Source organism: Terrabacter terrae (assembly GCF_039529575.1).
Lineage (GTDB): Bacteria > Actinomycetota > Actinomycetes > Actinomycetales > Dermatophilaceae > Terrabacter > Terrabacter terrae.
In genome coordinates this window covers 3,362-30,202 of record NZ_BAAANB010000001.1, presented here as the reverse complement: position 1 = coordinate 30,202, position 26,841 = coordinate 3,362, and the positions used below count along the sequence as shown (strand labels likewise).

The following is a 26,841-nucleotide window of genomic DNA, read 5'->3' as shown; positions in this document are numbered from 1 at the left end:
GGCAGGCCCGCGAGCACACCGGCGCCGACCTCGTCGACGAGCCCGGCACCCTCGCCTGGGCCGAGTCGATGAGCCGCGACTACCCGGCGAGCAAGGCCTTCTACGCAGGGGTCTTCGGCTACGAGCTGCAGGAGATCGGCGACGGCGGTTTCTCCTACTCCGTCGCCACGCTCGACGGCGACCGGCCAGTCGCCGGCATCGGCGCCATCCCGGCGCAGGCGCCCGCGGACGTGCGTTCGCACTGGATGGTCTACTTCGCGGTGGCCGACTGCGACGCGAGCGCCCAGCAGGTGCGGGCGCTCGGCGGCACGGTCCTGCAGCAGCCGTCCGACACGCGCTACGGCCGGGTGGCCGTGGTCGCCGGGCCGCAGGGCGAGACGTTCGCCGTGCTGCAGCGGGCCGCGGCATCGCGCGACTGAGAGGCGCCTGCGTCGCGCCCTGCGTCACTGACCCACTTTCCGAGCCCTGGCGCAGCTGACACCGGGGACGTATGCCGTCAGCTCCCCTCCGCGGCCCATGACGACCGCGCCGGACGGCATACGGACCACTCCCCCTGCTCTGGGAGGATGACGCCATGGCTTCGCTTGCTGACGCAACCCCGCCCATCGCGCTCGGGGCGCTCGACGGCCGCTACCGCGGCGCGGTCGCGCCGCTCGTCGACCACCTCTCGGAGGCGGCGCTCAACCGGCAGCGGGTGCACGTCGAGATCGAGTGGCTCATCCACCAGACGAGCAACGGCGTCGTCCCGGGCGTGCGCAAGCTCAGCGACGAGGAGGTCGCCGCGCTCCGGACGGTCGTCGACGACTTCGGCACCGACGAGGTCGCCGAGCTCGGCGACATCGAGCGGGTGACGGTCCACGACGTCAAGGCGGTCGAGTACTTCCTCAAGAAGCGCTTGGCGGCGATCGCCCCGGCGGGCGAGGACAAGGGCCTGGCGGAGCTCATCCACTTCGGCTGCACGAGCGAGGACATCAACAACCTCTCCTACGCCCTCATGGTCAAGGGCGCGGTCGAGCAGGTGTGGCTGCCCAAGGCACGGGCGCTCGTCGCGCAGGTCTCGGAGATGGCCCGCGAGCTCAAGGACGTGCCGCTCCTCGCCCACACGCACGGCCAGCCGGCGACGCCGACGACGATGGGCAAGGAGCTCGCCGTCCTCGCGCACCGCCTCGGCCGTCAGCTGCGCCGCATCGAGCGCCAGGAGTACCTCGGCAAGTTCAACGGCGCCACCGGCACCTTCGGGGCGCACGCGCTCGCCCTCCCCGACGTCGACTGGCCCGCCGTGTCCAAGGCGTTCGTCGAGGGCCTCGGCCTGACGTGGAACCCGCTGACCACCCAGATCGAGAGCCACGACTGGCAGGCCGAGCTCTACGCCGACGTGGCGCGCTTCAACCGGATCCTGCACAACCTCTGCACCGACGTGTGGACCTACATCTCCATGGGCTACTTCGCCCAGGTCCGCGGCCAGGGCACCGTCGGCTCGAGCACGATGCCGCACAAGGTCAACCCGATCCGCTTCGAGAACGCCGAGGCCAACCTCGAGGTGAGCAACGCACTGCTCGACGTCCTCGGCGGCACGCTCGTCCAGAGCCGCCTGCAGCGCGACCTCACCGACTCGAGCATGCAGCGCAACATCGGCACGGCCTTCGGCCACTCGCTGCTCGCGCTCGACAACGTCGCCCGTGGTCTGGCCGGCCTCGACGCCGTGCCCGAGCGGATGGCCGCCGACCTCGAGGCCAACTGGGAGGTGCTCGGCGAGCCGATCCAGTCGGCGATGCGAGCCCTCGGCGCGCAGGGCGTCCCGGGCATGGAGGAGCCCTACGAGCGGCTCAAGGAGCTGACCCGCGGCCGCCGCATCGACGGCGACGACCTGCGCGAGTTCGTCCGTGGCCTCGGCCTGCCCGCCGACGTCGAGGCCCGCTTCGTCGCCCTGACGCCGCAAACCTACACCGCCCTCGCGAGCCGGCTCGTCGACGACTACCTCGCCTGACGGCATACCCGACGTCGAGTGCTCACCTCCGCGCCGTGGAGCGCGGAGCTGCGCGGACTCCCGCGGCGCGCTTCCGGACGGAGGGACCACTCGACGGTAGCGTGGGAGGCCATGTTCCGCCCGCGCCCTGCCACGCTCCGCGACATCGAGGAGGCGGCCCTCGCGCTGCCCGAGGTGACCCGTGAGCCGGAGGCCGGCGGCCGACCCGCCTTCCAGGTGCGGGGCGCGAGCTTCGTGTTCGCCCGGGGGCCGCGCAAGGATGCCTACGACCCGCAGACTGGGGTGCTCTACGAGGACGTGCTCGCCTTCCGCTGCACCGCGGAGGACAAGCAGGCGATGGTCTCCGACCCGCACTCGCCGTGGTTCACGACACCGCACTGGAACGGCTACAACGCGGTCCTCCTCCTCGAGCGCGACCTCGGCCGCCTGACCGCGGCCGAGATCCGCGAGGTCGTGACGGATGCGTGGCTGGTCCGGGCGCCCAAGCGGCTCGCGAAGGCATGGCTGGCCGGCGACGAAGGCCAGAGCGGTTAGGTGCTTGCTGGAATACCCTATGGGGGTATCGTGTTGTCGACGACGAGGAGGTGCCATGGCTGGATACACCGGCAGCAAGGACGACTACCTGAAGCGGCTGCGCCGCATCGAGGGCCAGGTCCGCGGAGTGCAGAAGATGGTCGACACCGACACCTACTGCATCGACATCCTGACGCAGGTCAGCGCCATCACCAAGGCACTGCAGGCGGTGAGCCTCGGCCTGCTCGAGGACCACGTCGCCCACTGCGTCGTCGACGCGGCCCGGGAGTCGGACGATGCCGCGGCCGAGAAGGTCCGTGAGGCGTCCGACGCCATCGCCCGGCTCGTACGCAGCTAGCCACCGGCTCACCCGCCGCACTGCCGCCCGACCTGCACCCCACAGACCCCGACGCCCGAGGAGGCACCCCGATGAGCGAGACCACCGAGACCGAGATCACCGTCGTCGGCATGACGTGCGGCCACTGCAGCGCTTCGGTCAGCGAGGAGCTCTCGGGCCTGCCCGGTGTCGTCGCCGTCGCCGTCGACCTGCACCCGGGCGAGGACTCCCCCGTCACCATCACGAGCGAGGCACCCCTCGACCCGGCCGCCGTCGCGTCCGCCGTCGCCGAGGCGGGTTACAGCCTCCGATGAGCACCGGCCAGGCACCGGTGGCCACCGGCGAGCGCGCTCCCGAGGAGGTGCGCCTCGCCATCACCGGCATGACCTGCGCCTCCTGCTCGGCGCGGATCGAGCGCAAGCTGTCCAAGGTGGCCGGCGTGGAGTCGGCCACGGTCAACCTCGCCACGGAGAAGGCGCTCGTCTCCTTCTCCTCCCCCGTCACGGTCGAGCAGATCGTGGCCGAGGTGAAGAAGACCGGTTACGGCGCCACCGTGATCGACGGCGCCGGTCAGCGCCGCAGCGCGGTCGCCGGATCTGCGCAGCCGGGAGCGGGCGCGCTGCTGGAGAAGCTGCGCGCCATGGAGCTCGACCGTCACCGGGCCCGGCCCGAGCCCTCCCTCGCGGGGCCTGAGGACCACCTCGACCACACGCCCGCCCAGAACGTCCTCAAGCCACGCCTCGTCACCGCGATCGCCCTGACCGTCCCGGTGCTGCTCCTCGCCATGGTGCTGCCGACGTTCAGCGCGAGCCCGTGGCTGCAGTTCCTCCTCGCGACGCCCGTCGTGTTCTGGTGCGCGTGGCCCTTCCACCGTGCCGCGGCGGTCAACGCCCGACACCTCGCCTCGACCATGGACACCCTCGTGTCGTTGGGCGTGCTCGCCGCCTGGGGCTACTCCGTCGTGGAGCTGCTGCAGGGTGGGATGCACCTCTACTTCGAGGTGGCGGCCGTCGTCACGACCTTCCTGCTCACCGGCCGCTTCCTCGAGGCACGGGCCAAGGACTCCGGCAGGGACGCCCTGCGCTCCCTGCTCGACCTCGGCGCCAAGGACGTCTCGGTGCTGCGCATCGACCCGCAGAGCAGGGTCACGGGCGAGGTCCGCATCCCGGTGTCGGAGCTCGTCGTGGGCGACCACTTCATCGTCCGTCCCGGCGAGAAGGTGGCCACCGACGGCGTCGTGCTCGAGGGCTCGAGCGCCGTGGACGCCAGCCTCGTCACGGGCGAGTCCACCCCGGTGGACGTCTCCGCCGGCGACGAGGTGACGGGCGGGTCGGTCAACAGCACCGGACGCATCGTCGTCGAGGCCCGCAAGGTCGGCGCCGACACCATGCTCGCCGCGATCCAACGGCTGGTCGAGAGCGCGCAGACCGGCAAGGCCGACGTCCAGCGCCTCGCCGACCGCGTCTCGGCGGTCTTCGTCCCGGTGGTGCTCGTTCTCGCCCTCGCGACCCTCGTCGGCTGGCTCGTCACGGGTCACGACGTGGGCACCTCGCTCGCCGTGGCCGTCACCGTGCTGATCATCGCCTGCCCCTGCGCGCTCGGGCTCGCCACTCCCACGGCGCTGCTCGTGGGCACCGGTCGCGGCGCCCAGCTCGGCACGCTGATCAAGGGCCCGCAGGTGCTCGAGGACACACGACGTGTCGACACCGTCGTCCTCGACAAGACCGGCACCATCACCACCGGTGCGCTGCAGCTGCGGAGCATCGCCGTGCGCGGCAAGCTCTCCAAGAAGGCCGCGCTGACCGCGGCCGCCGCCGTCGAGCAGGGCAGCGAGCACCCGATCGCGCGGGCCGTCGTGGAGGGGGCCCGCCTGGCGAAGCTGGACCTGCCGCGCATCCTCGACTTCGAGGCCAACCCGGGCGAGGGAGCCACCGCGCGCATCAAGGGCACCGAGGTCACGGTCGGCAAGGCCGCCCTCTTCGAGCGCGTCGACCCCGAGCTGCTCGAGCACGCCCGCAACCACGCCGGCACGACGGTGTTCGTGGGCTGGGACGGGGTGGCGCAGGCCGCCCTCACGGTCGAGGACACCGTGCGCGCCACCTCCGAGGCAGCCATCGCCCGACTGCGGGCGCTCGGGCTCACGCCGTACCTGCTGACCGGGGACAGCTCCTCCAACGCCCGCAGCGTCGCCGAGCAGGTGGGCATCGAGGCGACCAACGTGCGCGCCGAGGTGATGCCGGCGCAGAAGCACGAGGTCGTCACGCAGCTGCAGCAGTCGGGACGCGTCGTGGCCATGGTGGGCGACGGTGTCAACGACGCGGCCGCCCTCGCGCAGGCCGACCTCGGCCTGGCGATGGGCTCGGGCACCGACGTCGCCATGGACTCGGCCGACATCGTGCTGGTGCGCTCCGACCTCGACGCCGTCGGCGATGCCATCGGCCTCTCCCGCGAGACGCTGCGCATCATCAAGCAGAACCTCGCCTGGGCCTTCGGCTACAACACCGCCGCCATCCCGCTCGCCGCGTTCGGGCTGCTCAACCCGATGATCGCCGGCGCCACCATGGCGCTGTCATCCGTGCTCGTCGTCAGCAACTCCCTGCGCCTGAAGCGCTGGCACCGCTGACTCTCGCTGCCTGGTCCATCCTCACCGATCGTCACCGATCCCTCGCGCGCTCCCCGCGACTCGCCTCGAACATCCGCCGGGCCGCGCGCGACCCCTAGGTTGGGGGCATGGTGGCTTTCGTGAAGTCCGTGACCTTCGACGCCTCGGACACGCTCGGGCTCGCCGCCTTCTGGGCAGCGGCGCTCGGGTCGGACGTCGACGAGGGCAGCACCGCCGGCCGTGCCTGGGTCGAGCCGGCGGGGTGGGGAGGACCCACCCTGTGGTTCCAGCGCGTGCCCGAGCCCAAGACGGCGAAGAACCGGCAGCACTTCGACCTGCGCGCGGTGGGCCCGGTCGAGGCCGAGGTCGAGCGGCTCGTCGGGCTGGGCGCGACCGTGACCGGCAGGGACGGCGACGTCGTGGTGATGGCGGACCCGGAGGGCAACGAGTTCTGCGTCGAGGCCTGACGCCTCGACCGACGCCGATGACGACAGGGGAGACCAGACGATGACGTCGACGACAGGGGCGAACCCGCCGGCGGCCACACCACCGCCCACACCACCGGGACGGTCGGGGCTTCCACCGGACGACGCCCTGCGCGTCAGGGCCTGGCCCGTCCTGCCACTCGCGATCCTGGGGTGGCTGGCAGGACTGCTGCCCTGGCTCGTGCGCCGGGTCGGCGGCGGCACGTTCGGCACGCCGTGGAACCCCCGCAACGATTTGCGGGAGGCGTTGCTGCCCTACCACCACCAGCTGCTGACGCTCCTGCTCGTCGTCACCGTCACGGCCGGCGTGCTGGCCGGGCTCGCGCCCGCGTGGTGCACCGCCGGACGGTCGCGACGGCCACTGCTCGCAGCGCTCGCGACACTGGGGGCCGCGGCGGCCACGTCGTGGGCGGTGGCCCAGACGCTGGCGCCCGACCCCGAGCTCGGCGGCTCCGGCACGACGGCGCAGAAGGTCCGGCTCGCCCTCGTCGCGCTCACGGTCGCGGGGTCCGTGACGGGCCTCGTCCTCGGGCTGGCGGTGTCCCTCGGCGGCCCGGCGCTGCGCGTCGTGGCGGCTGCCCCTGCGGTCGTGGTCGCCGCCGACTGGCTGGGCCAGCTCGTGGTCGGTGCCGTTCGCAACGGATCGCCTGCCCCGTGGCTGCCGACGGCGCTGACGGTGCTCTCGGGTGCCGTGGTCGGCGCGCTCCTCGCCACCACCGCCCGCAGCTCACTCCTGGCCCGGACCGCGGCCTGGGTCGGCGCCCTGGGCCTGCTCGTCCTGACCGCTGCCGCGCTCACCGCGGCCCGCTACGTCCTTGAGTCCCTCCGCGGGGTCTCCCCGCGCAGCGCCGCCGTGGAGGAGCTGCTGGTCGACGGGATGCGAGTGCTCCGCGGATCGCTGTCGAGCACCCTCACGGCGTGGAGCTGGCCGCTCTCGCCACCGCTCACCGGGCTGCTCGTGGCGGTCGCCGTGGCCGTGGGCACCACCTTGGCGGTCCGGGGCAGGCGGTCACGCGCCGTGACCGAGGGCGGCGCCGCCCGCTGAGCCGGACGGCATACGACCTCGGTGTCCCCGGGGACGACGAAGCGGCGGCCACCCGGGCAGGGTGGCCGCCGCTTCGCGTGCGAGTCGAGCGGGGAAGGTCAGATGGTGACCTTGCCGGACACGGTGTCGAAGGTGACCGACAGCAGTCCCGGCGTGCCGTGCGGGGCGACGAACGTGAACCGGATGCCGCCCTTGTCGAAGGTGTCCTCGGGGCCGAGCCACTCGCGCACCCGCCGGGGGTCGCCGGCGATCTCGAGGTTGTCGATGGAGACCGCCGTGTCGGCGCCCGCGGAGGGGTGCACCGTCATGTCGTCCCACTCGATGAAGTAGGGGACCTGCGGGTCGGCCATGAGGCCCTTGATGCCGACCTGCCGCCACCGGAGCTCGGTGCCGTCGGGGCGGTGCCGGTTGCCCGGGACGGCCTCGCGGCCGAGGCGGTGCTCGACGAGGCTGATGTCGTCGACCGCGACGACCCAGCCGAGCCAGCCGCCGCCGGCCTCGGAGGCGGCGCGGACGGCCTGCCCGAAGGGCGCCTTGTCGGAGGCCGGGTGGTCCAGCACCTCGACGACCTCGAGGTAGTGGTCCTTGGCCAGGGGGAAGATCACGTTGCGCGTGCCGAACCGGGGATGCACCCCGCCGTCGACCGGCGCGACGCCGATGAGCTCGGACAGCCGGGCGGCTGTGGCCTTGAGGCCACCGGCCTCCGCTGCATAGGAGACGTGGTCAACTCGCATACAGAACATCGTGACACACGCCAAGGGGTGCTCTTGACCACCCCCGCCCTTACCCGCTAGCGCTCGTCCCAACCGTCAGGCGGTCGGGACATCCCGGTCGTTTCGTATGCCGTCACGCCGCCGGCCGCCGGTCCGCGCGGTGGGTGGGGCGCTCAGCGGGAGCCGCGCTGGCGGACCGCCTCGTAGAGGACGATCGCGGCCGACGCAGCGACGTTGAGGCTGTTGGCCAACCCGGACATGGGGATCCGCACCCGGTGCGTGGCGGCGTCGAGGAGGGTGCGGTCGGCGCCGTGCTTCTCGCTGCCCACGGCGATGGCGACGCGGCCGGTGTAGTCGACGTCGGTGTGCAGCAGGTCGGTCTCGGGGGTGGTGACGACGAGGCGGATGTCGTTGGCCTGCAGCCACTCCAGCGCCTCGGCCGTCGTCGCGCTCGCGGCGGGGACGGCGAAGACCGTGCCCTTGCTCGCGCGCACGACGTTGGGGTTGCCCCAGTCGGTGACGGGGTCGGCCGCGACCACGGCGTCGACCCCGGCTGCGTCGGCGGTGCGCAGCATGGCCCCGAGGTTGCCCGGCTTCTCCACGCCCTGGCTGAGCAGGGCGAGGTGGTCGGGGCCCTCGACGCGCAGGTCATCCAGGGTGATGCCGACGCGGTCGACGACGGCGAGCAGGCCGTCGGGGCCCTCGCGGTAGCTGACCTTCTCGAAGGCGCTGCGGCTCAGGTGCACGACCTCGACGCGGTCGTCACGCAGCCGCGCCAGCAGGTCGTCCTGCTGGCCGATGTCCTGCGACCCGGCGCGGCCGGCCGGGCTGAAGAGGTCCTCGCACACGTAGACGGTCCGCGGGCGGAGGCCTGACGTGAGGGCGAGGCCGATCTCCTCGTAGCCCTCGACGAGCGTCTGCCCGGTCTCCTCGCGGGTGCGACGGCGGCGCAGGGCGAGCAGGGACTTCAGCCGCGGGTTGGACGCGGAGGTGATCGTCAGCTCGCGGGCGGGGCGCGTGTGGTTCGTCATGACAGGGCCAGCATCCCACCCGGGCCCTCCCTGTTCCCTCGTAGGTTGGGGGCGACCGACCGGTTGCCGCACCGAGGAGGATCCGTGGCCGACTTCCCGCGTCTGATGCACACCGCGCTCGACACGGAGGACGCCCGCGGGCTCGCCGAGTTCTACCGCGAGCTGCTCGGGCTGCACTACCGGCCGGGCGACGAGCCACCTGCCGAGGACACCGTCGACGATGCCGACTGGCTCGTCCTGCTCGACGGGGACGGCATCCGGCGGCTGGCGTTCCAGCGCGTCGACGGGCCGCTCCGCCGATCGACCTGGCCCTCGCACGAGGTGCCGATGCAGCTGCACGTCGACTACCGCGTGCCGACCCTCGCCGAGCTCGAGCGGCACCGCGACCGGGCCCTGGCCCTCGGTGCGCAGGTGCTGCTCGACCGCACCGACGACGAGGACGAGGCGCTCGTCGTGCTCGCGGACCCTGCCGGTCACCCGTTCTGCCTGCTCGTCGCACCATGACCCCCACGCCTGTCGGTGTGCCGGCGTAGCGTCGACCGCACGGTGACAGGCCGACGACACGGACACCGGGACCCGGAGGTGCCAGGCGCATGACCATCCTCGACGGACGACCCCACGTGGCCCTGCTCGTCGTCGACGTCCAGAACCAGGTCGTCGCCGACGCGTGGGACCGCGACGGCGTGATCGACCGCATCCGCTCCCTCGTGGACAGGGCCCGCGAGGAGGGTGTGCCGGTCATCTGGGTGCAGCACTCCGACGAGAACATGCCGGTCGGCACCGACGGGTGGCAGCTCGTGCCGGAGCTCGGTCGCGAGGAGGCGGAGCCGGTCGTCCACAAGCGCTACGGCGACTCCTTCGAGGACACCGAGCTCGAGTCGCTGCTGGCCCAGCGGCAGGTCGGCCGCCTCGTCGTCACGGGCGCCCAGACCGACGCGTGCATCCGGTCGACGCTGCACGGGGCGCTCGTCCGGGGCTACGACGCCACGCTCGTCGAGGACGCCCACACGACCGAGGACCTCCGGCAGTGGGGCGTGCCGGTCTCTCCCGAGCAGGTCATCGCCCACACGAACGTCTCCTGGTCCTGGTCCGAGGCTCCGGGGCGGCGCGGCGATGTCGTGCCGACCGCAGAGGTCGACTTCGGCGCGCGGTGACCGTGCTGCCCGTGGACCGCTGCGGGGTCCGAGGAGGCCACCCCTAAGGTGTGGGCATGCTCGACACGCTGGCCGCCCAGCCGTTCTGGCTGGCCTTCCTCGCCCTCTTCGCGAGCGCCACGGTGCGGTCCAACGGCACCTACTGGCTCGGGCGCGGCGCCATGGCCGGCTGGCGGCGCCACCGTGGCAGCACCGGTGTGCTCACCGGCGAGCTCACCGGCGAGCTCACCGGCCGGGCGCAGTCCCTCCTGCGGCGCCTCGGGCCCTTCGCCGTCACGCTCTCGTACCTGACCGTCGGCCTCCAGACCGCGATCCACCTGGCTGCGGGCGCGGCGCGCATGCCGCTGCGCCACTACCTGCCCGCCGCGGTCGTCGGGTCCCTCGTCTGGGCCGCGCTCTACGCGACGGTCGGCCTCGCGGTGGTGCAGGCCTGGCTCGCGGCCGAAGCCGGCTCCTGGTGGGGAGCCGCCGTCCTCGTGCTGGGCGGCGCGGCGGTCGTCGCCTGGCTGGTGGTCCGCCGGCGCCGCGCGGAATGGGGGCCCTCCCCGAGGGCTGACACCCTCATGACCTCTCGGAGCCCGCCGGCACGGTCGTCATCGACACGATGAACTACTACCCCGAGCGCGACGGCCAGGTCGCCGCCCTGGACCCGGGTTCGACGACGAGCTCCGAGCTGCTCCAGGCGCACCTGCCGCAGCCGCGCGTGGACTGGACGGCCGGCGCGAAGCCCGTGACGTCCGACGAGCTCGCCGGCCTGGCCATGCGCGCCACGCGCGAGGTCCGAGCGACATCTCGGCCGGGCATTTCGGTGCCCGGCCGGCTGCCGGTAGGATCGTCACCGAGGGGAGTACTTCCTCGCGCGCACCGGTCAGTACGGTGGTCCGACGACCACCCCGGTCCGCGGCCGACGGCAGTCGGTGAAGGAGACCTCAGACATCGTTCTGAGGAGACCCATGCTCACTGCCCTCCCGACCGCCGCCGCGCCCGCGCCGGTCACCGACTCGATCGGTTCGCCGACGCTCTGGGTCGCCACCATCGCCGGCGTCGCCGCGCTCTTCGTCGTCGACTTCCTCATCACCCGCCGCCCGCACGACCCGAGCATGCGCGAGGCAGTCGGCTGGTCGGCCCTCTACATCGCCATCCCCGTCGTCTTCGGCGGCTGGCTCTGGTGGCAGTACGGCTCGGCCCAGGGCGTCGAGTACTACACCGGCTACCTCGTGGAGAAGTCGCTCTCGGTCGACAACCTCTTCGTCTTCATCATCCTGCTCTCGGCGTTCGCCGTGCCGCGGGAGCTGCGCCAGCGGGTGCTGCTCATCGGTGTCGGCGGCGCCCTCGTGCTGCGCGGCGTCTTCATCGCCCTCGGCGCGCAGATGATCGCGAGCTTCGCATGGACGTTCCTGCTCTTCGGCGCGATCCTGCTCGCGACCGCGGTCAAGGTGGGCCGCGATGCCCTGTCACACACCGACCACGGCATCGACGTCGACTCCCTGCGCAGCGTCAGGCTGATCCGCCGTCTCCACCCCGTCACCGACGCGTATGCCGGCACGAACCTCACGGTGCGACGTGACGGTCGCCATGGCGGCAGGGCGCTGACGCCCCTGGCCGTCGTCGCCATCGCGATCCTCGGCACCGACGTCGTCTTCGCCATCGACTCGGTGCCGGCCGTCTACGGGATCACCGGCGACCCCTACCTCGTCTTCGCGACGAACGCCTTCGCCCTGCTCGGCCTGCGCGCGCTCTACTTCCTGCTCGAGGGGGCGCTGGCCAAGCTCGTCCACCTCGGCCACGGCCTGTCGCTGATCCTCGCCTTCATCGGCGCCAAGCTGGTGCTGCACTGGGCGCACGGCGTGTGGCCGGGTGTCCCGGAGATCCCCACGCTGCTCTCCCTCGCGGTCATCGTGGGCATCCTGGCCGTCGTCACGCTCACGAGCCTGGCCGCGAACCGGCGGGAGCGGTCGTCGGGTCAGGCGTCACCGGAGCCGCAGCCCGACGCAGGAGCAGAGCCTTCTCGGCCTCGTTCTGGGTGAGGTCGGCGGCGCGGGCGAACTCCGCGCGGGCCTCCTCGTCCCGGCCGAGCCGGGCGAGGAGGTCGCCGCGGACGCTGGGCAGCAGGTGGTAGTCGGCGAGGGCGCCGGCCTCGACGAGACGGTCGACCACCTCGAGCGCCGGGCCGGGCCCCTCGGCGAACGACAGGGCGACGGCCCGGTTGAGCTCGACGACCGGCGAGGGACGCAGCGCACCGAGCCGGCCGTAGAGCGCGACGATGAGCGCCCAGTCGGTGGCCTCGGCGGTGCGGGCACGGGCGTGGCACGCGGCAATCGCAGCCTGCAGCAGGTACGGCCCGGCCTCTCCCCGGCCCGGGCCGACGAGCGACATGGCTCGTTCGAGCGCGCCGAGCGCGTGGTTGACCAGGGCCCAGTCCCACCTCGTGCGGTCCTGGTCGAGGAGCAGGACCGGCTCGCCGTCACGCCCGATGCGCGCGCGGGTGCGTGAGGCCTGGATCTCCATGAGCGCCAGCAGGCCGTGGACCTCCGGCTCGCGGGGCGCGAGTGCCGACAGCACGCGACCCAGCCGGATCGCCTCCTCCATGAGGTCACCGCGCAGCCAGTCACGACCCGAGGTGGCGGCATACCCCTCGTTGAAGACCAGGTAGACGACCTCGAGGACGGACGCGAGCCGAGGGGCGAGCTCGGCCCCGGACGGCACCTCGATGGTGACGCCGTCCTGGCTCAGGGTCTTCTTGGCACGCGAGATGCGCTGGGCGACGGTCGCCTCGCTGGTGAGGAACGCCCGCGCGATCTCACGGGTGCTCAGGCCCCCGATCATGCGCAGCGTCAGGCAGATCCGCGCCTGGGCCGTGAGGGCGGGATGGCACGCGGCGAAGACCAGCCCGAGGACGTCGTCGTCGACGTCCTCGAGCGCCGCGTCGAACTCACCCTGGGCCAGGTCGGCCACCCGCAGCTCCTCCGCGTGGCCGACCTGTTGGAGCTTGCCGGCGAGGTTGACCTCCCGCCGGATCCGGTCGATGGCCCGTCGTCGTGCCGTCGCCGTGAGCCAGGCGCCCGGCGTCCTGGGTATGCCGTCGCGGGGCCACTGCTCGAGCGCCTGCACGAAGGCGTCCTGCGCGAGGTCCTCGGCCAGGCCGACGTCGTGGACCAGGCGGGCGACGACGGCCGTCACCTTCGCGGCCTCCATGCGCCAGACCGCCTCGAGGGTCCGGCGCACGTCGTCGGCGCTGGGCATCGGCTGACTGGTCCGGCTCGTCACTCCGACACTGTTTCACCCCGCGCAACACTGCCGTGGGCTCTGCTGTCGCGCCGCACCTCCCCGCTCAGCCGCGGGCCGCGTTGCGCGCGGCCTCGACCCGCATCTGCTCCTCGCGCTCGCGCAGCTCGGGCGTCAGCTCGTCGCCGAAGTCCTCCGCGCGCAGGATCTGGCGCAGCTCGAGGGCGTAGCCTGGCTCCGGAGCGCACGACACCGGCCACTTGCGAAGCCACTCGAGGGCCTCCTCGCGCGAGCTCACGTCGATGATCGTGAAGCCCGCGACCAGTTCCTTCGACTCCGCGAACGGACCGTCGGTGACGACCCACTCGCCGGCCTGCCATGCCGCTCGTGCCCCCTTGGACGTCGGGTGCAGTCCCTCGCCGTCGACGAAGACACCCGCCTTGAGCATCTCCTCGTTGTAGGCCTGCATGTCGGCGAACTGCTGCTCCGTGCCCATGGTCCCCCGCTCGATGAGCGGCGTGGAAGGCACGAGAATCATGAAACGCACGGTGGTCTCCTCAGTGGGTCGTGCAGGGTCCTCGTCGGCCCCGCCTCACCACTGCGTCGAACGGGGCGGCCGGTTCTCGACACGGCACCCGGACGCGACCCGCTAGAGCTCGAGGCGAGCCGTTGCCGCCGACTCCACGCCGTCCCTGAAGGGCACGCCGTCGCGCACCGCCCGCGCCACCGCCTCGAGGACCGGGGCGAGGCCGTCCTCGTCGACGTGGCCGGCCACCTCGTCGGCGATGGCCTTGACCTCGTCGGGCGCGTTGCCCATGGCGACGCCCCAGGCGGCCCAGTGCAGCATCTCGAGGTCGTTGCGCTGGTCGCCGCAGGCGATGGTGTGGATCGGCTCGACGCGCAGCTGGCGGCGCACGAGCTCGAGGGCGCTGGCCTTGGACACGCCCTCCGGGTTGATGTCGAGCCAGGCCGACCAGCCCACGGCGTACGACACCCCGTGCAGACCGGCGCGCTCCACCAGCTCCATGAACTCCTCGGCCGTCGACTCGGGCTGGCGCAGGGTGACACGGGTGACGGGGTGGGCGATGAGCTCCTCCCAGGCGACCTCGCGCGAGTGGCCCATGAGCTCGCCGTCCGGGAAGTGCTTGCTGACCTTGAACCCGACGCCGGGCTCCTCCACGGCGATGAGTGCGTCGGGCAGCTCGACCCGCATCTTCTCCAGGACCGCCCGCGGGTCGAACGTCACCTTGTCGATGATCGAGTAGCCCTCCGGCGCAGCCGCGTTGAGCTGAAGCGTCAGGGCGCCGTTGGAGCAGATGGCGTAGCCCTCCTCCAGTCCCAGCGCCTCCAAGACGGGCATCGTGGCGATGATGGAGCGCCCTGTCGCGATGACCACGGCGACGTCCTCGGGCAGGGCCCGGATCGCGTCGCCCACGCGCGGGGACAGCTCGCCCAGGTGGTTCAGAGTCGTGCCGTCGAGGTCGAGGGCGAGCAGTCGCTGTGCCATGGCCTCACCGTATATCTCCCCCGAGGCCCCACATGTGCGCCTCGTTCGCAACCGTGCAGGACCGTCACCGAGACGTCATCGGCCCGTCGCCCGACGCTCGCTCAGCCCGCGCTCGGTGCTCCCTCAGCCGAGCTGACCGAGCGCCGTCTCGATGCCGCGGTGCAGCGTCGGGTAGGCGTAGATCATCGACCGGAGCCGGTCGACCGGGACCTCACCGTGCACGGCGACGGACAGGGCCCCGAGCACCTCGCCGCCGGCCGGTCCCATCGCCGTGGCCCCCACGAGGACACCGCGGTCGGCGTCGGCGACGACCTTGATGAGGCCGTCCGCCTTGGCGATCCAGCCGCGCGTCGTCTCGCCCAGAGGCGTCACGCCCACCTGCACGTTGGCGAGCTGGTCGCGGGCCTGCGACTCGGTCATCCCGACGGCCCCGACCTCGGGATCGGTGAACGTCACGCGCGGGAGGGCGGCATACTCCGCCGGGGGCCCGTCGTCCCCGAGGACGTCGCGGATGACGATGCCGGCCTGGTACATCGAGACGTGCGTGAACGCGCCCTTGCCGGTGATGTCGCCGACCGCCCACACGCCGTCGGCGACCCGGCAGCGGTCGTCGACCGGGGCGGTGTGGGAGTCGGCCGGGACGCCCACGGTGTCGAGCCCGACCGCGGCGGGGTCGGCGCGGCGCCCGGTGGCGACGAGGAGCCTCTCGGCCTGCAGGGTCGAGCCGTCCGCGAGCGTGACCGTGAAGGTGGAGCCGTCGTGGCTCACCTTCTCGGCGCCGACGCCGGCGCGGACGGCGATGCCGTCGGCCTCGAGCGCGTCGACGAGCTTCTCCGAGGCCTCTGGCTCCTCGGCGGAGAGGATGCGCTCGGCGGCCTCGACGATGGTGACCTCCACGCCGAACCGCGCCATCACCTGGCCCAGCTCGCAGCCGATGGCACCGCCGCCGAGCACGACGAGCGAGGCCGGCAGCTCGGCCGCCTCGATGATCTCGTGGTTGGTCCAGTAGGGGGTGTCCCGCAGCCCGTCGATCGGCGGGACCGCAGCGGTGGTGCCGGGGTTGACGACGACGCCCTTCGTGGCGGTGTACGCCGTGCCGTCGACGTCGACGCTCCCCTGGCCGGTGATGCGGCCGGTGCCGTGCAGCACCGTCGCGCCCTTGCCGGTGAGGCGGTCGACGGCGACCTGGTCGTTCCAGTTGTCCGTGGCCTCCTCGCGGAGGCGCTTGGCCACGACGGACCAGTCCGGCCGCACCTCCCCCACCGAGCCGGCCAGGCCCTCGACGCGGCGGGCCTCGGCGAGCGCGTCGGCCGCACGGATCATCATCTTCGACGGGATGCAGCCCCAGTAGGGGCACTCGCCGCCCACGAGGTTGCGGTCGACCGCGAGGACGCGCAGGCCGCGCTCGGCGAGCGTGCCGGCCACGTGCTCACCGCCCGGTCCGAGGCCGATGACGATGACGTCGAAGGTGTGGTCGGTGTCGGTTGCCATGCCACAGCATTACCCGCTCGTCCCGTCCACGGAAGGCCGAGGTCGTATGCCGTGGTCGGTGGCACCGGGCCGGGGGCCACCGCGAGGCGTCCGTTTCACCCCTCCGGGGCCGGGTACGCGACCGGCGTGGAAGGCGTAGAGGCAGCCGCCGGGCGGCGAGGCTCCCGTGACGGCTCGCGTGGCGGCTCGCGTCAGGACTCCCGTGACGACGTGGGGCGACGCGTCGTGGTGACGGGAGGCGCCGGGTTCCTGGGCGGGTGGCTCTGTCGCCGGCTGCTCGACGACGGCTGCGAGGTCGTGGCCGTCGACAACCTCGTCACCGGCACCCCGGCGGTCGTCGAGGAGCTGGAGGCCCGTCCCCACTTCTCCTTCATCGAGGCGGACGTGACCCGTGTGCTCGACGTGCCCGGCCACGTCGACCTCGTGATGCACCTGGCGTCCCCGGCTTCTCCCGTGCACTACGCGGCGCTGCCCGTCGAGACGATGCTGGTGGGCAGCCAGGGCACCATGCACGCCCTCGACCTCGCGCAGGTCCGCGGCGCCCGCTTCGTACTCGCCTCGACCTCCGAGGTCTACGGCGACCCGCTGGTGCACCCGCAGCCCGAGACCTACTGGGGCAACGTCAACCCGGTGGGCCCGCGCAGCGTCTACGACGAGGCCAAGCGGTTCGCCGAGGCACTGACGACCGCCTACCGCACCAGCCGGGGGGTCGACACCGGCATCGCGCGCATCTTCAACACCTACGGTCCCGGCATGCGCACCGACGACGGACGGATGATCCCGGCCTTCATGACCCAGGCCCTCAAGGGCGAGCCCGTCACCGTCACGGGCGACGGCAGCCAGACGCGCTCGCTCTGCTTCGTGACCGACACCGTCGACGGTCTCTGCGCCCTCGCGGCGAGCGACTGCGTCGGACCCGTCAACCTCGGGGGCGACGACGAGGTCACCGTCCTCGAGCTCGCCGAGACCGTGTGCCGTCTGGCCGGGTCCAGCTCGCCGATCACCTTCGTGGACCTGCCCGAGGACGACCCCCGGGTGCGCCGTCCGGACACCGCGCGCGCCGCCCAGCTGCTCGGCTGGAAGCCGCAGGTCCCGGTGGAGGAGGGCCTGCGCCGCACGCTGGAGTGGTTCGAGGAGCAGCTGCGGTCAGCGGCCTGACCCCGCGCCGCGCGCCGCGTGGCGGCCGCCGGGACCCCGTCCACTCGTACGGTCGCCACCGAAGCCGTTGAGCAGCAGTCGTTCCCGGGCGGCCGCGATGACCTCCTCCACGCTCGTGGTGAGGAGGGCGGGGTCCACCGTCTGACCGTGCGGGTCGCCTCGCCCACCGCTCGCGGCCCGCTCGCCACCGCTCCACAGCACGGTGTGCGGCCCCTCGGCCGGGGGGCCCCACTCCGACGGCGGCACCGGCCCGAAGAGGACGACGGACGGCGTGCCGAACGCCGTCGCCAGGTGCGCCATCCCGGTGTCGCCCGACACGACGAGTCTCGCGCCGGCGACCAACGCGGAGAGGGAGCGGAGGTCGGTGAGTCCGGCGAGCACGGCCCCTGCCGCAAGACCAGCCGCCTCCGCGACCACGCGAGCGAGCGCCACCTCCTCGGCGCTGCCCGTGACGACGACGTCGAGTCCCTGGCTGCGCACCCAGCTCGCCACTGCGGCAAAGCGACCCACCGGCCACCGACGGGACGGGTAGGCGGCGCCGGGGTGGACGACCACGGCTCCCGCTGCGGGACTCGGGACGCCCGGCGGCGCGAGCCGCAGCTGCGACGGGTCGGCCGGCCACCCGGCATGCTCCACGAGCCGGCACCACCGGCGGACCTCGTGCTCGCCCGGACGCCACTCGGGCCCGGTGACGCCAGCCGCCGGGCAGGCGTAGCCGACCAGCCGGTCGGGACGCAGCGCCTGGAGCAGGCGGTGGCTCTCCGGGCCGGAGCCGTGCAGGTCGACCGCGACCTCGGGTGGGGTCCCGTCCCACTCGAGAGGCGCCAACCCTCGCGCGGGCAACACCCGGTCGACGAGGTCAGGGGCCACCACCAGGTCGGCCAGGGCAGTCGGCCCGGCGAGGACGACCTCGTGGTCGGGCAGCCCACGGCGGACGGCGCGAAGCGCCGGCACCACCGTGAGGACGTCGCCGAGACCCAGGGCCCGCAGGACGATGGCGCGGCCGCGAGTGGCTCCCCGGCTCAGGGCCAGGACCCCTCGACCGACGGCGTGATGACGAGCTCGCGCACCTCGCACCCCGGCGGTTGCCGCAGCGCGAAGAGGACCGCCGCGGCGACGTCCTGGGGCCGGTTGAGCTTCGCGTCGGGACCGGGCTTGTACTGGTCGGGCCGGCCGTCGAAGAAGGCCGTCTGCATGCCGCCCGGGACGAGGGTCGTGACCCCGAGCCGCCCCTGTGTCTCGACGGCAAGCGCCCGAGAGAAGCCGATGACCCCGAACTTCGAGGCACAGTAGGCCGTCGCGTCGCTCAGCACTCGCAGGCCCAGCGTGGACGCCACCGTGACAACCCGCCCGCCGTTGGCGAGCAGCGAGGGCATGGCGGCACGCACGACGGCGGCCGTGCCGAGCAGGTTGACCTGCAGGACGCGGTCCCAGTCGGGTCCGTCGATCTCGTCGAACCGGCCACAGGCGTCGGTGCCGGCGCAGGTGACGACGGCGTCGACCCCGCCGGCCGCATCGACGATCTCGCGCACGGCCTGCTCGGCGGCCCGGGTGTCGGCGAGGTCGACGATGCCGACGTCCGAGTCGGGCACGTCGAGCACCTCCTGGTCCGGGGCGCGCCGGTCGAGGACGAGCGGCCGGCCGCCCGCCTGTGCCACGGCCCGCGCCACAGCCGCGCCGAGGCCCGAGGCGCCGCCTGTCACGAGCACGGTTCCCAGCGCTGGGGCCTCCGGTGTCGAAGCAGCTGTCGAGGTCGTCATGCGTCCGTCCTTCCTGTTCGTGCACGGTGCGCGGCCGGGGCCGCGCCTGCCTTCGGCTGGGCACCCTGCCCGTTCGCCGCTGCCACGAGGGCCGTCGTCGAACGGCCTTCGACGTAGGGCAGGACGACCGCCTGTCCGTCCCACTCCTCCAGCACGGCGAGCTCGGGCACGTCGGCGCCCGCATAGTCGCCGCCCTTGGTCCAGATGGCCGGGCGCACCCGGCGCAGCACCTCGATCGGGGTGTCCTCGTCGAAGAGCACCACCTCGTCGACGCACTCGAGCGCCAGCAGCACCCGCGCGCGGTCGGCCTCGGGGACTATCGGGCGCCCCGGACCCTTGAGCCGGCGCACCGAGGCGTCGGAGTTGAGGCACACGACGAGACGGTCCCCCAGCGCCCGGGCGGCCCGCAGCGTCTCGATGTGCCCGGTGTGCAGCAGGTCGAAGCAGCCGCCCGTGGCCACGACGGTCGGTGTGTCAGGGTCGGATGCACCGTCGCCACCGGGGACGCGCAGCGCCTGCCACGCCGGCACCAAGCCGTCGCGTGCGTCGAGGCACGCGGGGCCGCCGCTCGACACGTACTCGGCCGAGCGCCGCACGCCCTCCGCCACGGCGTCCGCGATGACCACGCCCCCGCCGAGCGCGACCGCGGCGGACACCGCGAGTCGGTCGCCGGCACCGCACGCGTCGACGGACGGCACGTCGGGCGCGGGCGCCAGCACCGGCGTACCGCTGCCGTAGGTCAGCAGGGCACCACGTGAGCCCAGGGTCACGGCGACGCCCTGCGCCTGCCAGGCCCGACACAGCGCCTCGGCGCGGCGACGCACGCCGACGAGCGAGTGGGGCGGCCCCTGGACCTCGAGACCCTCCCGGCCCACCAGCACCCTCGCCTCGTCCTCGTTCGGGGTGACGAGCCGGGCACCGGGCACGGGACGCCCGCCCCGTGGGTGCGGGTCCCAGACGACGGGTATGCGGCTCGCCACCTCTGCGACCGCCTCGCGCAGGCCCGGCGCGTCCACCGTCCCGCGGCCGTAGTCGGAGACGAGCAACGCGCCCGCGCCACGCACCGCGTCCAGCGCACGCTGTGTGGCCGGACCGACACCCCCCGGGGGTCCGCCGGTGTCGAGGCGCACGAGCGACTGTCCATCGGCCCGGACGCGGCGCTTGACCGGGGTGGCGCCGAGTGGTCTCAGCGCCACGACCTCGACCGGAGCGAGCAGCCTCCGCAGTCGCTCACCGCCTTCGTCGTCCGCGAGCGCGGTCACGAGCACCACCTCCACGCCGTCGCGCACGGCGAGCGCAGCGGCCAGTCCGGCTCCGCCGGGGCGGGCACGCTCGACGAGCTCGTCGAGCACCGGGACCGGGGCGTCGGGGCACAGGCGCCCGGCGTGGCCCTCGACGTCGACGTCGAGCAGCGCGTCGCCGACGACGACGAGGGGACCCTTCATGCCGGTCATCCGGCTCGTGCGGGTCATGCCGGCCTCCGGACGGCGGTGACGTCCTCCCGCGTGCGGGCCGGCAGCACACCGAGCGCGCGGTCGAGACCGGCGCAGAGGATGTGCACGGCCACGAGGTGCAGCTCCTGCACCGTGGCGGTGAACTCGGCGTCGACGCTGAGGGCCTCCTCGGCCACCTCGGCGAGCGGGTTGGGCGCGGGGCCCGTCAGGGCCCAGACGGCCAGGCCCTGCTCCCGACCACGTCGCGCCGCCTCGACGACGTTGGGGCTGCGGCCGCTCGTCGAGAGGAGCACGAGCACGTCCCCCTCGCGTCCGTGCGCCTCGACCTGCCGCGCGAAGAGCTCCTCCGGCGGGTAGTCGTTGACGACCGCGGTCAGGGTCGAGGTCTCGGAGCTGAGGCAGATCGCCGAGAAGGGCCGGCGGTCGAGCCGGTAGCGACCGACCAGCTCGGCGGTCAGGTGCTGCGCCTGGGCGGCGCTGCCGCCGTTGCCCGCCGCCAGCAGGCGGCCGCCGTCCTCGAGCGTGCCGGCGAGACGGGCTCCCCAGCGGTCGGCGAGCTCGACGCAGGGGCTGAAGGTGCTCGCCGCCTGCACGAGGGCCGCGAGGTGCTCGTGGTCGCACGGCGTGAAGCTCGTGGGTCCGGCGTTCACCGTGCCACCGCCTTCCTCGTCTCGGCAACCACCTCGGCGTAGACGTCCTCCGTGGCGGCGGCCACGCACGACCAGCGGTAGAGGGCAACGGCGCGGTCGCGGCCGGCTCGTCCGTAGGCCTCCCGGCGCTCCTTGTCGGCGACCAGCCGGCGCAGCACCTCCGCCAGCGCCTCCGGGTGTCGCGGGGGCACGAGCTCGCCGGTCTGGCCGGGCAGGACCGTGTCGAGCAGTCCCCCGACGGCCGAGCCGACGACCGGGCGCCCGCAGGCCATGGCCTCGACGGGCACGATGCCGAACGGCTCGTACCACGGCACCGCCACGACCATGTCGGCCTCGTTCATCAGCCGTGGCACGTCGTTCCGGCCCACTCCGCCGAGGAAGGCGACGCGGTCCTCGACGTCGAAGCGCCGGGCCACCTCGCGCAGCCTCCGGATCTCCGGGTCGCCGTCGAGCTGTGACGGGTGTGGCCCGCCCGCCACGACGAGGTCGACGCCCGGCACGGCGGCCAGCGCCTCGATCGCGTTGCCGACGCCCTTGCGCTCGACGAGCCGGCCGATCGAGAGCAGGCGCGGTCGCTCACGGGCAGGGACGGCATACGGCCGGAAGACGTCGGTGTCGACGCCGCACGGCACGACGGTGGCGCGGCGCGCGGGCAGCCCCATGCGGCCGAGCTCCTCCACCTCGTCGGTGCACGTCGCGATGACGCGGTCGACCTGCCGGCACAGCCGCCGCTCGATGCCGAGCCGCTCCGGCGGGCTGGTGTCGCGGGCACCCTGCTGGCGGCGCTTGACGGTGCCGAGCGCGTGGAAGGTCTGCACCACGGGGACGCCGACGCGGCGGGCCGCGCGGGTGCTCGCCATGCCGCTCATCCAGAAGTGCGCGTGCACGACGTCGACGGGCTGCTCGCTCCACTGCGCCTCGAGGTAGCGGGCGAAGGCCGGCATGTGCGGGAGCAGGTCGTCCTTGGGCACCTCGGTCGGTGGTCCGACGGGCACGTGCTCGACGACGTAGCCGTCGGGTGTCTCCACGCGACGGGGGACGTCGGGGTCGGTCCACCGGCTGTAGACGGTCACCTCGTGCCCACGGGCGGCGAGCTGCGCCGAGAGCGCTCCGACGTGGACGTTCTGGCCGCCCGCGTCCGCGCCGCCGAGCAGCGCGAGGGGGTTCGCGTGCTCGGACACCATCGCGATCCTCATGACATACCTCCGGTGATGGTCTGGCTGAGGGAGTTGTCCCCCAACGGTTCCGGCGACAAGTGGTTCGGGCGCCGCTGCGGCGCAAGGGAGTCGATGGCCTGGACGACCTCACGGGCAGTCACGGACGTCAGGCAGGGGTGACCGGGGAACGGGCACTTGGTGACCCGGGTGTCCCGGCAGGGCGCGTCGCCGCGGCCGAGCGCCACGAGCGGCACGCCCCACGGCCGCCACCTCTGGAAGGGCACGGTGGGGGCGAAGAGCGACACCACCGGAGCACCGACGGCTGCGGCGAGGTGAGCCGGACCGGTGTTGGCCGCCACGACCACGGAGGCGGCGCGCAGGACCCCGGAGAGCTCGCCGAGAGACGTCCGGCCGCCGAGGTCCACGACGTCACCGCTGCCGTTTGCCGCCACCACCCTTGCCGTCAGGGCGCGCTCGGCGGGGCCACCCGTCACGACCACCTGTCGCCCGCCGTGCGAGAGCAGCCGGGCGAGCTCGTGCCACCGGTGCTCGGGCCAGGCCCGGGCCGGCACCGACGCGCCGGGATGCAGCACGACGAAGCCCTGCGACCACGGCACCGAGGACGCCCACGGCAGCCACGGCTTCGGCGGTGGCCGCACAGCGAGCCTCCCGTCGTCACCCGCTGGCAGCTCGTAGCCGGCAGCCCGAGCGAGCGACAGCGCGCGCTCGACCTCGTGGAGGTCGTCGGAGGGTCGGTGCCGCAGGTCGAGGAGGCTCCCTGGGTAGTCCGTGCTCGCCGCCCCGATCCAGGGGACGCCGGCAAGACGCAGGAGCAGCGCCGTCGGCAACGGCGACTGGTGGAACGAGGTGAGGACGAGCGCCCGGTCGGGAGCCAGGTCGCGGACGGTCTCCACGAACCGGTCGACGTGCTCGCGCTCGACCGGGTCGGGATTCGGGTCGATCCACGGGCAGCCCCACGTGACCACCTCGTCGACGCCGGGCAGCAGCTCGCCCGCCGCGGCACCGTGAGGGCCACACACGAGCGTGACCCGCTCGGCCCCGGCCGCCACGGCCCGGACAGCCGGCCCGGCGAGGAGCACGTCTCCGGCGTTGTCGAGCCGGACCACCAGCACGTGGCTCACCAGCGGCCCCCCAACAGGGCTTCGACGGCTGAGGCGAGGTCGGGCGCCACCAGGGGCGAATGCTCGACCTCTTCCCGGCGGGTGGCGCCGTTGGGCACGAGGACGCCCACGGCACCGGCGGCGTCGGCTGCACCGACGTCGGAGCCGATGTCGCCGACCACGACCGCGCGGGCGGGGTCGACGCCGAGCCGGGCGCAGGCCTCCAGGACGAGTCCCGGCTCGGGCTTGCGGCAGCCGCAGCCTTCTTCGGGTGCGTGCAGGCACTGTGTCCAGACGTCGAAGGGGCCGAGCAGCTCCTGCACCCGGGCGTTCACCGCGTCGAGGTCGTCCTCCCCGACCAGGCCCCGGCCGACGCCGGACTGGTTGGTCACGACACCGACGCGGATCCCGTTGCAGCGCAGCCGGTCCAGGGACTCACGAGCACCCTCGACCGGACGCACGGCGTCCGGGTCGGTGTTGTACGGGACGTCGTGGACGATGGTGCCGTCCCGGTCGAGGAGGACGAGGTCGGGGGCGCCTCGCCACGGCTCGGCTCGGCGGTGCTGCAGGCGCCCGCGGACGGCATACGCGACGGCGGCGAAGGGAATGGCCAGGCTCGTGGCGGTCATCCGGGCGACCTCACGACCGTCACGTGGGCCGGGGAGCACGCGCGCCGACAGGAACTCGGCCGTCAGGAATACCCAGCCGAGAGAAGCCACGGCGGCGACCCGGCGGCGACCGGCCAGGCCGGCAGCGAGGGCCGTCACTCCCGTGGCCACGGTGGCCACGTGCAAGGGAAGCCTGCCGCGGGCGGCGTGGGTGCGCGCCCGCCAGGCCCGGCCGTGCAGCCGGCGCATCAGCGCGTCGTCGACGTTGCCGACCTGACGGCGCACGCTGACCCAGTCGTCGGCGGGGCGCACCGGGTGCCGCATCCGGCGATCGCCCCACTCGATGCGGCCGCCGGCCTCGGTGGCCCGCAGTCCCATGTCGACGTCCTCGCGGTAGGCCCGCGGGAAGCGTTCGTCGAAGCCCCCGACCGCCGCCAGGGCGCCGCGTCGGTACGACAGGTCGGCGGTGATCCACAGCGCTCCCTCGAGGCCGGCCGTGGACCGCTCCCAGTCGGTGGGTCGTCTGTCCTGGGGCAGCGGCACCTGGAGCCGGCCCTGTGAACCGACGACATCGGGATCGGCGCGTCGCAGGTCCTCCAGGAGCTTGGCGTGCCAGTCCGTCCCGGGCACGACGTCATCGTCGAGGAAGGACACCCACGGGGTGCGGGCGTGGCGCCACCCGAGGTTGCGTGCAGCCGCGGGCCCGCGACCGCCACTTCGCAGCACCGTCACCGGGAAGGGAAGGTCGTCGAGCCAGGCCGGCGCGGCCATGGGGTGGTCCTCCCGACGGTCGTCGACGAGCAGGACCGGAGCCGTGAGAGGGGTGGACTGCTGCGCCAGCCGCTCGAGGAGGGTCAGCAGGGTGTCGCGGCCGACGGTCGGCACCACGATCGTGGTGACCGGCTCGGTGGTGACACCCGTGGTCATGCCCGGGGCCGCCGCACGACGAAGGGCCCCATGGCAAGCAGGTCGACGGGCGCGGACCCGAAGCACTCCAGGGCGTCGCGCGGGCTGTCCACCATCGGGCGGCCGGCGGTGTTGAGGCTGGTGTTGACGACGACCGGGACTCCCGTCAGCTCCTCGAAGGCAGCCAGCATCCGGGCGACGAGGGGCTCCTCCCGCTCGTCGACGGTCTGCACGCGAGCCGTCCCGTCGACGTGGACGACGGCCGGGATGCGGTCGCGCCACTGGGGGTCGACGTCGTGGACGAAGAGCATGTAGGGCGAAGGGAGGGGGCCACGACCGAAGATCTGCTGCGCCCGCTCCGCGAGGACCATGGGCGCGACCGGGCGGAACTGCTCGCGGCCCTTGACGTCGTTGAGGCGTTCGAGGTTCTGCTCGCGGCCGGGGTGGGCGAGCAGCGACCGGTGCCCGAGGGCCCGGGGGCCGTACTCGCTGCGCCCCTGGAACCAGGCGACGATGCCGTCCGCGGCCAGGCACTGCGCGACCTCGCGGGCCACGTCGCGGGACCGCTCGTAGGGCACTCGAGCGGTGCGCAGGACGCTCTCCAACTCGTCGTCCCTCCACGAGCGACCGAGGTCGGCGCCGGGCATCGGCGCGCACCGGTCGCCGCCGTCCGTCGCCACGGTGAGCGCCGCACCGAGGGCGGTGCCCGCGTCGCCGGCCGCGGGCTGGACCCAGACGTCGTCGTAGGGGCCGTCGGCGTGCAGTCGCGTGTTGGCGACGCAGTTGAGCGCCACCCCGCCGGCGAGAGCCAGGCGCCGGGCGCCCGTCTGGTCGTGGAGCCAGCCGACGAGCTCGAGCAGCACCTCCTCCAGCCGGGCCTGCACGCTGGCGGCGAGGTCGGCGTGCTCCTGGGTCCACGGGTCGTCCGGGCCGCGCGGCTTGGCCAGCGAGCCCCAGTCGATGCGCTCGGTCCGGAAGCCGCCGTCGCCGGTCGTCGTCACCGCCCGGCGCAGCTCGTCGGCGAACTGCGGCGTGCCGTAGGAGGCGAGAGCCATGACCTTGAACTCGTCGCTGCTGCGCAAGAATCCGAGGTGCTGCGTGACATCCTCGTAGAGCAGCCCGAGCGAGTGCGGAAGCCTCTGTGTGGCAAGCGTTTCGAGCTTGCCGTCGGCATAGTGGCCGGCGAGGTGACTCGCTCTCTCACCCCGACCGTCGAGCACGAGCACGTCGGTGTCACCAGTCGGCGCGGCCAGGGCCCCGGACGCCGCGTGGGCCACGTGGTGGGGGACGAAGCGTACGCAGGCGGGATCGAGACCGGGAAGCGCGCTGGCGAGGAACGACGGCGCCCGCTGCGCGTAGGTCTGGCGCAGGTGGTCCCACGGGTCGTGCAGCCCGAGCTCGTCGGCCGGCTCGGCCAGCGCGGGGTCGTAGGAGTAGGCGACGGCGTCGAGGTCCGACGCGTCGAGCCCGGCTTCCTCGAGGCACCAGCGCGCGGCCAGCTCGGGAAGCTCCCACGCGGCGAAGGGAACCGGGCGATGCCCGTGCTTGCGGCGCGAGAGCCGCTCCTCCTCCAGCGCGGCGACCGTCACCCCGTCGACGACGAGCGCCGCCGCGGGGTCGTGGAACAGCGCGTTGACACCGAGGACCTTCACGACGCCTCCATCAAGGTGGGTGTGGTGCTTCTCGGAGAAGCGGTGCCCACTTCTCGGTGCCGTCAAACCGCTTCTCACCGGAGAAGTGCTTCTCAGGCGTGAATTGGCAGGTTTTGCTCATGCTCTGCAGCCCTCGACCGCCGGGCCGGCCCGTGGCCGTATGGGTTTGGCGAGCCGAGAAGCGGGGAAAGTGCCCGGTGTGCGTATCTCCGTGATCGGCACCGGTTACCTCGGCGCGACCCATGCCGCGGCACTGGCCGGCTGGGGCCACGAGGTGGTCGGCGT

Annotated in this window: 27 protein-coding genes; 13 read left to right on the top strand and 14 right to left on the bottom strand. The window is 73.4% G+C overall.

Going from position 1 to position 26,841, the window contains the following annotated elements:
* The 8 genes from ABD194_RS00150 to ABD194_RS00115 all read left to right on the top strand — a co-directional run.
* Positions 1-419 (top strand): VOC family protein (locus tag ABD194_RS00150; protein ID WP_343985685.1); only part of this gene is annotated, 419 nt, incomplete at its 5' end.
* Positions 420-574: 155 nt separating this feature from the next.
* Positions 575-1,987, top strand: coding sequence for an adenylosuccinate lyase (gene purB / locus ABD194_RS00145; RefSeq protein WP_343985682.1), 1,413 nt, complete (start codon positions 575-577; stop codon positions 1,985-1,987).
* A gap of 111 nt (positions 1,988-2,098) precedes the next feature.
* Positions 2,099-2,521, top strand: a complete 423-nt coding sequence (locus tag ABD194_RS00140) for an MmcQ/YjbR family DNA-binding protein (protein ID WP_343985679.1) — start codon at positions 2,099-2,101, stop codon at positions 2,519-2,521.
* Between the two features lie 55 nt (positions 2,522-2,576).
* Positions 2,577-2,858 carry a metal-sensitive transcriptional regulator gene (locus ABD194_RS00135; protein ID WP_343985677.1) on the top strand — a complete coding sequence of 94 codons (282 nt, stop codon included), beginning with the start codon at positions 2,577-2,579 and terminating at the stop codon, positions 2,856-2,858.
* Between the two features lie 71 nt (positions 2,859-2,929).
* Positions 2,930-3,151 (top strand): heavy-metal-associated domain-containing protein, encoded by a 222-nt coding sequence (locus tag ABD194_RS00130; protein ID WP_343985675.1) that lies wholly within the window; start codon positions 2,930-2,932, stop codon positions 3,149-3,151.
* Complete coding sequence (locus tag ABD194_RS00125; protein ID WP_343985672.1) at positions 3,148-5,460, top strand: heavy metal translocating P-type ATPase; 2,313 nt, start codon at positions 3,148-3,150, stop codon at positions 5,458-5,460. The genes ABD194_RS00130 and ABD194_RS00125 overlap by 4 nt, the downstream gene beginning before the upstream one ends.
* A 107-nt stretch (positions 5,461-5,567) precedes the next feature.
* Positions 5,568-5,906, top strand: a complete 339-nt coding sequence (locus tag ABD194_RS00120) for a VOC family protein (RefSeq protein ID WP_343985669.1) — start codon at positions 5,568-5,570, stop codon at positions 5,904-5,906.
* Between the two features lie 40 nt (positions 5,907-5,946).
* Entirely contained in the window at positions 5,947-6,969 is a 1,023-nt protein-coding gene (locus ABD194_RS00115; RefSeq protein ID WP_343985666.1) for a hypothetical protein, read from the top strand.
* Positions 6,970-7,067: 98 nt separating this feature from the next.
* On the opposite strand, the gene ABD194_RS00110 is transcribed toward ABD194_RS00115, so the two are convergent.
* Positions 7,068-7,703 (bottom strand): VOC family protein, encoded by a 636-nt coding sequence (locus ABD194_RS00110; protein WP_343985662.1) that lies wholly within the window; start codon positions 7,701-7,703, stop codon positions 7,068-7,070.
* Between the two features lie 152 nt (positions 7,704-7,855).
* Positions 7,856-8,713 (bottom strand): TrmH family RNA methyltransferase, encoded by an 858-nt coding sequence (locus tag ABD194_RS00105; RefSeq protein WP_343985659.1) that lies wholly within the window; start codon positions 8,711-8,713, stop codon positions 7,856-7,858.
* A gap of 84 nt (positions 8,714-8,797) precedes the next feature.
* Between ABD194_RS00105 and ABD194_RS00100 the strand changes: the two genes are divergently transcribed.
* From ABD194_RS00100 to ABD194_RS00085, 4 genes are all read left to right on the top strand, one after another.
* Positions 8,798-9,217: a VOC family protein gene (locus tag ABD194_RS00100; protein ID WP_425579917.1), complete on the top strand. Its 420-nt coding sequence runs from the start codon at positions 8,798-8,800 to the stop codon at positions 9,215-9,217.
* Between the two features lie 89 nt (positions 9,218-9,306).
* A complete protein-coding gene (locus ABD194_RS00095) occupies positions 9,307-9,867 on the top strand; it encodes a cysteine hydrolase family protein (RefSeq protein WP_343985656.1) in 561 nt (186 codons plus the stop codon).
* Between the two features lie 56 nt (positions 9,868-9,923).
* Positions 9,924-10,475, top strand: a complete 552-nt coding sequence (locus ABD194_RS00090; protein WP_343985653.1) for a DedA family protein — start codon at positions 9,924-9,926, stop codon at positions 10,473-10,475.
* Positions 10,476-10,820: 345 nt separating this feature from the next.
* Positions 10,821-11,894: a TerC family protein gene (locus tag ABD194_RS00085; protein ID WP_343985650.1), complete on the top strand. Its 1,074-nt coding sequence runs from the start codon at positions 10,821-10,823 to the stop codon at positions 11,892-11,894.
* Here ABD194_RS00085 and ABD194_RS00080 read toward each other — a convergent pair.
* The 4 genes from ABD194_RS00080 to ABD194_RS00065 form a co-directional block, all read right to left on the bottom strand.
* Positions 11,791-13,110, bottom strand: coding sequence for an RNA polymerase sigma factor (locus ABD194_RS00080; RefSeq protein WP_343985647.1), 1,320 nt, complete (start codon positions 13,108-13,110; stop codon positions 11,791-11,793). The two genes, ABD194_RS00085 and ABD194_RS00080, sit on opposite strands and share 104 nt — an antisense overlap.
* Before the next feature lie 88 nt (positions 13,111-13,198).
* Positions 13,199-13,630, bottom strand: coding sequence for a YciI family protein (locus tag ABD194_RS00075; RefSeq protein WP_343985644.1), 432 nt, complete (start codon positions 13,628-13,630; stop codon positions 13,199-13,201).
* 111 nt (positions 13,631-13,741) lie between these two features.
* The gene (locus ABD194_RS00070; protein WP_343985641.1) at positions 13,742-14,599 is read right to left on the bottom strand and encodes an HAD family hydrolase; all 858 of its coding nucleotides are present in this window, start codon (positions 14,597-14,599) and stop codon (positions 13,742-13,744) included.
* A gap of 123 nt (positions 14,600-14,722) precedes the next feature.
* Complete coding sequence (locus tag ABD194_RS00065; RefSeq protein ID WP_343985638.1) at positions 14,723-16,090, bottom strand: dihydrolipoyl dehydrogenase family protein; 1,368 nt, start codon at positions 16,088-16,090, stop codon at positions 14,723-14,725.
* Between the two features lie 126 nt (positions 16,091-16,216).
* Between ABD194_RS00065 and ABD194_RS00060 the strand changes: the two genes are divergently transcribed.
* Positions 16,217-17,248 carry a UDP-glucuronic acid decarboxylase family protein gene (locus ABD194_RS00060; RefSeq protein WP_343985635.1) on the top strand — a complete coding sequence of 344 codons (1,032 nt, stop codon included), beginning with the start codon at positions 16,217-16,219 and terminating at the stop codon, positions 17,246-17,248.
* Here the strand turns inward: ABD194_RS00060 and ABD194_RS00055 are convergent.
* The 8 genes from ABD194_RS00055 to ABD194_RS00020 are packed head-to-tail and all read right to left on the bottom strand — an operon-like array spanning position 17,237 to position 26,556.
* Positions 17,237-18,325: a glycosyltransferase family 9 protein gene (locus tag ABD194_RS00055; RefSeq protein ID WP_343985632.1), complete on the bottom strand. Its 1,089-nt coding sequence runs from the start codon at positions 18,323-18,325 to the stop codon at positions 17,237-17,239. The two genes, ABD194_RS00060 and ABD194_RS00055, sit on opposite strands and share 12 nt — an antisense overlap.
* On the bottom strand, positions 18,271-19,008 hold the full coding sequence (locus tag ABD194_RS00050) for an SDR family oxidoreductase (RefSeq protein ID WP_343985629.1): 738 nt from the start codon (positions 19,006-19,008) through the stop codon (positions 18,271-18,273). The genes ABD194_RS00055 and ABD194_RS00050 overlap by 55 nt, the downstream gene beginning before the upstream one ends.
* Complete coding sequence (locus tag ABD194_RS00045; protein WP_343985626.1) at positions 19,005-20,480, bottom strand: PfkB family carbohydrate kinase; 1,476 nt, start codon at positions 20,478-20,480, stop codon at positions 19,005-19,007. The genes ABD194_RS00050 and ABD194_RS00045 overlap by 4 nt, the downstream gene beginning before the upstream one ends.
* Positions 20,477-21,112 (bottom strand): D-sedoheptulose-7-phosphate isomerase, encoded by a 636-nt coding sequence (locus ABD194_RS00040; protein WP_343985623.1) that lies wholly within the window; start codon positions 21,110-21,112, stop codon positions 20,477-20,479. The genes ABD194_RS00045 and ABD194_RS00040 overlap by 4 nt, the downstream gene beginning before the upstream one ends.
* A complete protein-coding gene (locus tag ABD194_RS00035) occupies positions 21,109-22,308 on the bottom strand; it encodes a glycosyltransferase (RefSeq protein ID WP_425579916.1) in 1,200 nt (399 codons plus the stop codon). Before ABD194_RS00035 ends, ABD194_RS00040 begins: the two co-directional genes overlap by 4 nt.
* Entirely contained in the window at positions 22,305-23,411 is a 1,107-nt protein-coding gene (locus ABD194_RS00030; protein ID WP_343985619.1) for a glycosyltransferase family 9 protein, read from the bottom strand. The genes ABD194_RS00035 and ABD194_RS00030 overlap by 4 nt, the downstream gene beginning before the upstream one ends.
* The gene (locus ABD194_RS00025) at positions 23,408-24,925 is read right to left on the bottom strand and encodes an HAD-IIIA family hydrolase (protein ID WP_343985616.1); all 1,518 of its coding nucleotides are present in this window, start codon (positions 24,923-24,925) and stop codon (positions 23,408-23,410) included. Before ABD194_RS00025 ends, ABD194_RS00030 begins: the two co-directional genes overlap by 4 nt.
* Positions 24,922-26,556, bottom strand: coding sequence for a carbamoyltransferase family protein (locus tag ABD194_RS00020; protein ID WP_343985613.1), 1,635 nt, complete (start codon positions 26,554-26,556; stop codon positions 24,922-24,924). The genes ABD194_RS00025 and ABD194_RS00020 overlap by 4 nt, the downstream gene beginning before the upstream one ends.
* Positions 26,557-26,841 lie beyond the last annotated feature (285 nt).